This is a genomic window from Ilumatobacter sp. (assembly GCF_049588435.1).
Taxonomy (GTDB): domain Bacteria; phylum Actinomycetota; class Acidimicrobiia; order Acidimicrobiales; family Ilumatobacteraceae; genus Ilumatobacter_A.
Genome location: NZ_JBAVYV010000308.1, coordinates 1 through 8,187, shown reverse-complemented (window position 1 = coordinate 8,187; position 8,187 = coordinate 1). Strand labels below are relative to the sequence as shown.

General features: G+C 67.8%; 9 protein-coding genes. 8 read left to right on the top strand and 1 reads right to left on the bottom strand.

The genetic code is table 11. From position 1 onward, the window contains the following. Positions 1-62: 62 nt before the first annotated feature. From alr to WBV89_RS11900, 8 genes are all read left to right on the top strand, one after another. The gene (alr, locus tag WBV89_RS11935; RefSeq protein WP_423981573.1) at positions 63-1,196 is read left to right on the top strand and encodes an alanine racemase; all 1,134 of its coding nucleotides are present in this window, start codon (positions 63-65) and stop codon (positions 1,194-1,196) included. Further along, positions 1,196-1,768 carry a tRNA (adenosine(37)-N6)-threonylcarbamoyltransferase complex ATPase subunit type 1 TsaE gene (gene tsaE / locus WBV89_RS11930; protein ID WP_423981572.1) on the top strand — a complete coding sequence of 191 codons (573 nt, stop codon included), beginning with the start codon at positions 1,196-1,198 and terminating at the stop codon, positions 1,766-1,768. The genes alr and tsaE overlap by 1 nt, the downstream gene beginning before the upstream one ends. Next, complete coding sequence (gene tsaB, locus WBV89_RS11925) at positions 1,762-2,454, top strand: tRNA (adenosine(37)-N6)-threonylcarbamoyltransferase complex dimerization subunit type 1 TsaB (RefSeq protein ID WP_423981571.1); 693 nt, start codon at positions 1,762-1,764, stop codon at positions 2,452-2,454. Before tsaE ends, tsaB begins: the two co-directional genes overlap by 7 nt. Next, positions 2,451-3,032: a ribosomal protein S18-alanine N-acetyltransferase gene (rimI, locus tag WBV89_RS11920; RefSeq protein ID WP_423981570.1), complete on the top strand. Its 582-nt coding sequence runs from the start codon at positions 2,451-2,453 to the stop codon at positions 3,030-3,032. Before tsaB ends, rimI begins: the two co-directional genes overlap by 4 nt. Beyond that, complete coding sequence (gene tsaD / locus WBV89_RS11915; RefSeq protein WP_423981569.1) at positions 3,029-4,054, top strand: tRNA (adenosine(37)-N6)-threonylcarbamoyltransferase complex transferase subunit TsaD; 1,026 nt, start codon at positions 3,029-3,031, stop codon at positions 4,052-4,054. Before rimI ends, tsaD begins: the two co-directional genes overlap by 4 nt. Positions 4,055-4,164: 110 nt before the next feature. After that, positions 4,165-5,682 (top strand): fasciclin domain-containing protein, encoded by a 1,518-nt coding sequence (locus WBV89_RS11910; RefSeq protein WP_423981568.1) that lies wholly within the window; start codon positions 4,165-4,167, stop codon positions 5,680-5,682. A gap of 43 nt (positions 5,683-5,725) precedes the next feature. Then, on the top strand, positions 5,726-6,895 hold the full coding sequence (dusB, locus tag WBV89_RS11905) for a tRNA dihydrouridine synthase DusB (RefSeq protein WP_423981567.1): 1,170 nt from the start codon (positions 5,726-5,728) through the stop codon (positions 6,893-6,895). A gap of 88 nt (positions 6,896-6,983) precedes the next feature. Further along, positions 6,984-7,580 (top strand): Maf family protein, encoded by a 597-nt coding sequence (locus WBV89_RS11900; protein WP_423981566.1) that lies wholly within the window; start codon positions 6,984-6,986, stop codon positions 7,578-7,580. 3 nt (positions 7,581-7,583) lie between these two features. Here WBV89_RS11900 and WBV89_RS11895 read toward each other — a convergent pair. After that, positions 7,584-8,187: O-antigen ligase family protein (locus WBV89_RS11895; protein WP_423981565.1), on the bottom strand; the 604-nt coding region annotated here is incomplete at its 5' end.

Genomic DNA, 8,187 nt, shown 5'->3' with positions numbered 1-8,187 from the left:
CGCGAGGGCCTCGTCGCAGGTGACATCGTCGACCTCATCCCCGACGCGATCGGTGCGCTGCGATGAGTACCTCCCTGCGCTGGGCGTGGGCCGAGATCGACCTGGACGCGATCGACCACAACGTCCGACTGTTGCGCGAGCGGTTCGCGCCGGCGGCGCTCTGGGCGGTCGTCAAGGCCGACGGCTACGGGCACGGGGCAACCGATGTCGCACGCACGGCGATGGCTGCAGGCGCCGAGGGTCTCTGCGTCGCTTTCGTCCACGAGGGGATCGAGCTGCGTCGTGCGGGGATCGACGCTCCCATCCTCGTGCTCACCGAACAACCCCCGGAGACCGCTGCTCACATCGTCGCCCACCGATTGACGCCGACCGTCTACCGACGCGAGTTCCTGGACGCGCTGGTCGCGGCCGGACCGGTCGGTCTGCCGGTTCACATGAAGGTCGATTCCGGGATGCAGCGGGTCGGGACCCATCCGCACGCAGCCGCCTCGTTCGCCGACGCGATCGTGCAACGCTCACCCGCGCTGCGTCTGGCCGGGGTGTTCACCCATCTCGCCGCCGCCGACGATGTCTCGTCCGATTTCACCGAGCAGCAACTCGCCACGTTCGACAAGACGCTCGCACAGCTGCCCCCGGTTCCGGCCGTGCACACGGCGAATTCAGCTGGAGGACTCGCCTGGCCCGAGGCGCGACGGTCGTTCGTCCGTGCCGGCATCGCGATCTACGGGATCTCACCGGGTCCCGGTGTCGATCACCTGTGCGACGGGTTGCGTCCGGCGATGGAGCTCCGCGCCCGGGTCGGCTTCGTCAAGCAGGTCCGGTCGGGGAGTGCGATCTCGTACGGGCTCCGCCACACGTTCGAACGTGACACGACCGTCGCGACGATTCCGCTCGGGTACGCCGACGGCGTCCCGCGGCGGTTGTCAGGGGTCGGTGGTGAGGTGCTGATCGGCGGACGGCGGCGTCCGATCGTCGGAGTGATCACGATGGACCAGTTGATGGTCGACTGCGGTGACGACGAGGTGCGCGTCGGCGACGACGTCACGTTGATCGGAGTGCAGGTCCGTCCGGACGGCCACACCGAACGGATCCGGGCCGAGGACTGGGCGGCGGCACTCGACACGATCGGCTACGAGATCGTATGTGGCGTGTCGAAGCGAATCGGCCGTGTTCCGCGCCGTAGCATCGACAACTGATGTCCGAGTATTCCATCGCGCTTCACGCCGGTTCGATCGCCGACACGAACGCGATCGCCGCGACGGTTGCCCGGCTCGCCCGCGCCGGCGACATCATCGTGCTGGCGGGCGAGATGGGCGCCGGCAAGACGGCCTTCGCGCAGGGGTTCGGCGCCGCGTTGGGTGTCACCGACCGGATCACGTCGCCGACGTTCACGCTCGTGCACAGCTATCCGATCGAGAACGGCCCACGTGCCGGCAAGGTCACGATGCACCACGCCGATCTGTATCGCCTCGAACGCACCGGCGAGGTCGCCGACCTGGCGCTGCGCGAGCTGGCCGAGTTCGGTGGGATCGTGCTGATCGAATGGGGCGACGTGGTCGACGTGTTCGGCGACCACCTGGTCGTGCGCCTCGACCCCCACGTCGCCGACCTCGACGATGGCGACCTCGACGATGGCGACCTCGACGATGATGACAGCGACGTGCTGTCCCTCGACGGCAAACGTGACATCGAGATCGGTGCCGTCGGCGGCGGCTGGGCCGGGCGATGGCAGAGCCTGCTCGACGGGTTGAAGGAGTACCGATGCTGATCCTCGGAATCGAGACCGCCACCGAGCGGGTGAGTGTCGCGATCGGCGGCCACGAGGGTGTGATCGGACTGTTCGAGATCACCAAGGGACGCCGCCACGCCGAAACCCTGGTGCCGGCGATCGAGTTCACGTGTCGGCAGGCCGGTATCGAGTTGGACGAGATCAGCGTGGTCGCAGTCGACGTCGGACCCGGGCTGTTCACGGGCATGCGCGTCGGCCTCGCGTCGGCGAAGGCGATCGCGCTCGCGTTGCGGATCCCGATGATCGGCATCTCGTCGCTCGACCTCCTCGCGTTTCCGTGCCGGCACTCCGATCGGGTCGTCGTGCCGGTGGTCGACGCTCGCAAGGGTGAGGTGTTCTACGCCATGTACAAGCAGGTGCCCGGGGGGATCCAGCAGGTCGCCGAGCCGCAGGTCGGCCCGATCGACGACGTCGTGGCCGATCTGATGGCGCGCAACGAAGAGGCGCTCTGCGTCGGTGACGGGGCGCGCCGTTACAGCGAGGAGATCCTCGAGGGTTTCCACTGTGAGATCGGTGGCGATGCGTACCCGTCGGCCAGTCCGCTGGTGCAACTCGCTCATTCCCGCGCGCTGCGCGAGGAATGGGTCAACCCGCGCGAGATCGAGCCGGTCTACCTCCGTGCTCCCGACGCGCTGATCAACTGGAAGACGCGGGCCGCACGATGAGCGTGATCGAGCGGATGCTCGGACGTGACCCGGATGATGCGGCCGATTCGAACGGTCTGGTGCTCGCGCCGATGCGCAAGCGCGATCTCAAGGACGGGGTCCTCGACACCGAGGAGCACGCCTACCCGACGCCTTGGTCGACCCGTGTGTTCCAAAGTGAGATCGAGCAGGCCCGCACCGGATCGCGCTATTACCTCACCGCTCGTCGCCGGTCGGGCGGGGGACGAGGTCGCGTGTCCGGTCCGTCGATCGGCCACGCCGGTTTGTGGTTCACGGGTGACGAGGCCCACGTCACGAACGTCGCCGTGCATCCTGACGCGCGCCGCACCGGGGTCGCGAGGACGCTGATGGTCGCGCTCGCCGACGAGGCCATCCGACGCGAGTGCGTCGCCTGGACACTCGAGGTCAGGGTTTCGAGCACCGGCGCTCACGAGTTGTACCACCGGTTCGGTTTCGTGCCGGCCGGTGTCCGCAAGCGGTACTACGACAACGTGGAGGACGCCATCGTGATGTGGTGCCATGACATTCTCGACGACGACTACGCGCGTCGCCTCGATGCGCTCCGGGAGAACCGATGACCGCGCTGGTCGTCGACGAATCGACGCTCGTGCTCGGCATCGAGACGAGCTGCGACGAGACCGCCGCCGCACTGGTGATGGGTGGCAACGACGTGGTGTCGAACGTCGTGTCGACACAGATCGAGTTGCACGCCGACTTCGGCGGAGTCGTTCCCGAGGTCGCGTCTCGGGCACACCTCGACGCGCTGAATCCCGTGATCTCGCGGGCGATCGTCGAGGGGGGAGTCGACGAGTCGCGGATCGACGCGATCGCGTGCACGGTCGGCCCCGGCCTCGTCGGCGCTCTGCTCGTCGGTGTGTCGGCGGCGAAATCGCTCGCACTCGCGTGGGGCAAGCCGTTCATCGGAGTCAACCACATGGAGGCCCATCTCTATGCGGCGTCGCTCGAGGACCCGTCGCTCGAGTTCCCGCTCGTCGTGCTGCTCGTGTCGGGCGGTCACACGATGCTGGTCGAGATGCAGGACCACGGCCGGTACCGGCTGCTCGGTCAGACGATCGACGACGCAGCCGGGGAGGCGTTCGACAAGGTCGCGCGATTCCTCGACCTCGGATATCCCGGGGGTCCGGCGATCGACGAGGCCGCCATGCTCGGTGATCCCGAAGCGATCGCGTTCCCGCGCGCGATGCGTGATGCAGGACTCGACTTCTCGTTCTCGGGGCTCAAGACGTCGGTGATGAACTACGTCCGCAAGCACCCCGACGTCGGCGACGGGGACGTCGCTGCGTCGTTCCAGATGGCGGTGGTCGACGTCCTCGTCCACAAGGCACGGGCAGCGGCGCGGCAGGTGGGAGCGACCGGCATCGTGCTGGGCGGCGGGGTCGCGGCCAATTCCGTGCTCCGCGAGGAGTTGTTGACCGCGTGCTCCGCCGACGGGATCCAGGGGTTCCTCCCCAGTCGGGCGATGTGCACCGACAATGCGGCGATGATCGCCGCGGCCGGCTGGCACCGGTTGAGGTCCGACGGTCCGTCGTCACTCGATCTCGGTGCGACGCCGAACCTCAAGCTGCCGCTGATCGACTGACTCAGCGAGCCGTCGAGGCCATTCGACCGGCACGATCGTCTGATTCGTCGTCGTCGCGGCCACGCGCCGTGTCCCGAAGTCGGGGGTGCGGACATGGAAGAATGTCCCGCATGTCGAACGATGACGGTTTCGCGCCGCCCCCAGCGGACAACTCCGAATCGGGCCTGGGAGGACTCGCCGGCGAGCCGTCGACCCCGACCGGGGCCGCAACACCGAGTGATCCCGGCGCCACGGGTGCTGCGCCGCTCGATCCGACCCAGGCCATGCCCTCGGGTGGCCCGGCTGACCCCCCGAACCCACCGCTTGACCCGACACAGGTGATGTCCAGCGCTCCGATCACCCCGCCGTCGAATCCGGTGCAGTCCGGTGCGGGGATCCCGCCGATCGTCCCGGGCGTTCCCCCCGGGGCAGTCATCCCGCCCGGCGGTGACGTGCCGTTCGAGGAGGAGTTCGACGACGAACCCTGGTACAAGAATCCGCGGACGGTCGCGGCGATCGTGGTCGGCCTGCTGATTCTCGGGTTGATCATCCTGCTGTTCTTCCTGCTCGGAGGTGACGACGACGGTGCGATCGAGGACTTGTCGACCGACCCGGTCTCGTTGGTCATCCTCCGCACCGATTCCGGCGGCGGGCCGCTGAGCACATCGCTCAACGTCTCGGTGACGGCTCAGGAGGGTGCGGCGGACAACTACGTGTGGATCACCCCTGCGGGTGTGGTCGCCGGTCAGGCGGCGGTCGAGGAGACCGACGCGACCGGCCGTGCGGAGTTCCGGTGGGGACCCGCCGGTGAAGCCGCAGACTCCGGTTGGACGACGCGGGTCGAGATGGTCGAAGCGGTGTTTCCCGAGGGCGATCAGCCCGTGTCGGGGATCGGTGCGGAATGTCAGCTCGAACGTGGCGACTCGACCGACGATCTGGTGATCGCAGCCCAGGTCCAGTTCGGCGATGGCGCGGCGACGGATCCGGGCGTGGGAACGTACAACTTCCCGAACGTCTCGTTCCGTCCGGGTGACCGGGTGACCTGCACGTTGCAGAACCAGGTTGCCACCCCGGCACCGACCACCGTTGCCGAGACCACCACGGTTCCGGAGACAACCACGACGGTGCCGGAGACGACCGCACCCCCGACGACGGCGGCTCCGACGACCGCCGCTCCAACGACGGCGGCTCCAACGACGGCGGCTCCGACGACGGCGGCTCCGACGACGGCGGCGCCTACCGGACCGTCGGTGAGCCAGTTCCTCACCGACAACGGCTATACCGGCTTCCGGGACCTCCTGATCCAGGTCGGGGTGCTCGGCGAGATCGAGGCGTCGACGCAACCGTTCACCCTCTTCGCAGCGACGAACGATGCCGTCACCGATTTCCTCAACAGCTTCGATCCCACCTCCACCGACCTGGGAGACGTGATGCGTGCACACCTCTCCGATGTCGGTGCGCTCGACCGAGACGACCTGTCGACCCGGAGCGACATCGCCGTCGACTCCGGTGGCCCGCAGCCGTTGAACTTCGGCCCGAATCCGCCGACGATCGGCGGAGCGGACATCACCGAGTTCGACAACGCCGTCGAGAACGCGTCGCCGGGTTACATCCACATCATCGAGGCGATGCTGACCCCCGAGCCGTAGTCACATCGCGGCCCGCGGCGTCGCCGGTACCGTTGTGGGGAAGATGACGTACTCGATCGGTCGGCACGAGCTGGCGGCTCCCGTGGTCCTCGCGCCGATGGCCGGGGTGACGAATGCACCGTTCCGCGCGCTGTGTCGCCGGTTCGCTCCGGGGTTGGTCTACGTCAACGAAATGGTGATGGCCACACCGGTGGTCCAGGGCAATCCGAAGACTCACCGGATGATCACGTTCGCCGACGACGAGCACCCGCGCAGCCAGCAACTGTACGGCAGCGACCCCGAGGTCATGGGCGATGCCGTCCGCCAACTCTGCGACGACGGCCGAGTCGATCACATCGACATCAACTTCGGTTGCCCGGCTGCGAAGGTCACCCGTCGAGGCGGGGGAGCGGCCGTCCCCGCCCGTCCCGAACTGCTCCGCGCGGTTGTGCGCGCTGCGGTCTCTGCGGCGTCGCCCTACGGCATCCCGGTCACCACGAAATTCCGCATGGGCTTGTTCGACGACTGGTTGACGTTCAAGCGCACCGGTGAGGTGTGCGCCGAGGAGGGTGTCGCATCGATCGCGATGCATGCTCGGACGGTCGAACAGCACTACTCGGGCGAGGCGCGCTGGGATGCGATCGGTGAACTCAAGGAGCACATGCTGTCGCTCGGCGGGTCGATGCCCGTGCTCGGCAACGGTGACATCTGGGAGGCGTCCGACGCCGTGGCGATGATCGAACAGACCGGCTGCGATGGCGTCGTCGTCGGTCGCGGCTGCCTCGGTCGACCGTGGCTGTTCGGTGATCTGGTCGACGCGCTCAACGGTCGCGAGGTCCCACCGAGTCGACCGCTCGGCGAAGTCGCTTCCGTGATGGCCGACCATGCCGAGATGCTTGCTCAGCATCTCGGTGAGGATCACGCGATGCGCGACTTCCGCAAGCACACCGGCTGGTACATGAGCGGCTATCCGATCGGCTCCGAGTTCCGGCGGCAGTTCGCGCTGATCAAGTCGCTCGCCGAACTCGACGACATCCTGGCCGCGATGCTCGACAAGGTCGGCGCCGACACGACGGTCGTCGAGGGAGGTGAGCGCATCAAGCGGGGACACACCAACGGCCCGATCAAAGTCGCGATCCCCGAGGGCTGGCTCGACGGCCAGACGCGTCGCTCGCTCGACTCGGACGTGTCGATCCCCGATGACGCCGACGTGATGGCTCTCTCCGGCGGATGATCACACCCACCCGGCGATCTCGTGAACTGTTCGCGCACGGAGCGCCGGAACAGATCACGAGAACGGCTCGAATTGGGGGATCTGAGGGATGATCGAGCTCCCACGGGGGTTTCGGCTCGTGCTCGCGTCGGGTTCGCCGCGCCGCAGCGACCTGCTGACGGGAGCCGGGCTCGAGTTCGAGGTGCGGCCTGCCGACATCGACGAGACCCCGCTCGACGGCGAATCACCGATCGAGTACGTCCGTCGGCTGTCGATCGGCAAGGCGGTCGAAGTCGTACGACCGACCGAGGTCGTGATCGCGGCGGACACGACCGTCGAGGTCGACGGAGCGATCCTCGAGAAGCCGATCGATGCCGACGACGCCCGCAGGATGCTGCGACTGCTGTCCGGGCGGGCACATCACGCGCACACCGGGGTCACCGTCGCCGCACCCGGACACGTCGACACCATCGTCGTCTCGACCGCCGTCACCTTCGTCGAGCTCACCGACGAGATGATCGACTGGTACGTGGCGACCGGTGAGGCCGACGACAAGGCCGGCGGATACGGCATCCAGGGCGCGGCGGCGGCGTTCGTCGAGCGCGCCGATGGAAGTGTCACCAACGTGATCGGTCTGCCGCTCGCGGAGACGGTGGCGATGCTGCGTCGCGTCTGCGCGACCGTGACGCCGCTGTCGGTCGACTGACCGTCAGTGACGAGTGCCGAACGGCGGGATCGTCCAGTGGGCGACGGGAGCATTCTGAACACGCCACGGTGATTCGCGCAGCTCGCGGGGAACCCGTCGTGTCGACCGCCGGATCGCCGAATCGTCGATGGCGACAGCGCCGAGCTCGGAACACAGCGCGGCCACGATCACCGCCAGCACCGTGAGCGGGGCGAGGTTCTCGAGGATGGCTTCGGTGAGACCGAACGTCGCGTATGCGCCGACCACGATGATGCCGGTCAGCCCGAGCGTCCTCTGTCGGTCGCTGGATGAGCGCAACGCGTTCCCGAACATGAGGAGCGGCACGGCGAACAGTGCGCACACCGCCGCCAGGCCGATCAGACCACCGTTGGCCGCGGCGCCGATCAGCTGATTGTGGGCGTGTTCGAATGTCGCGATCCGTTCGTTGCGGAGGCCGAGCGCGGCATCTCGGTCGAAATGGGTGCCGAGGTTGCCCCACCCGATACCTGTGACCGGGCTTTCCTGGAACGCCGATCCGGAGGAGCGCCACGCTTCGAGGCGAGCGCCTTCCGACGATCCGGCACCGGCAGCCTTCGGCGCCCGGGGGGTGTAGCTCGAGACGTTGGTC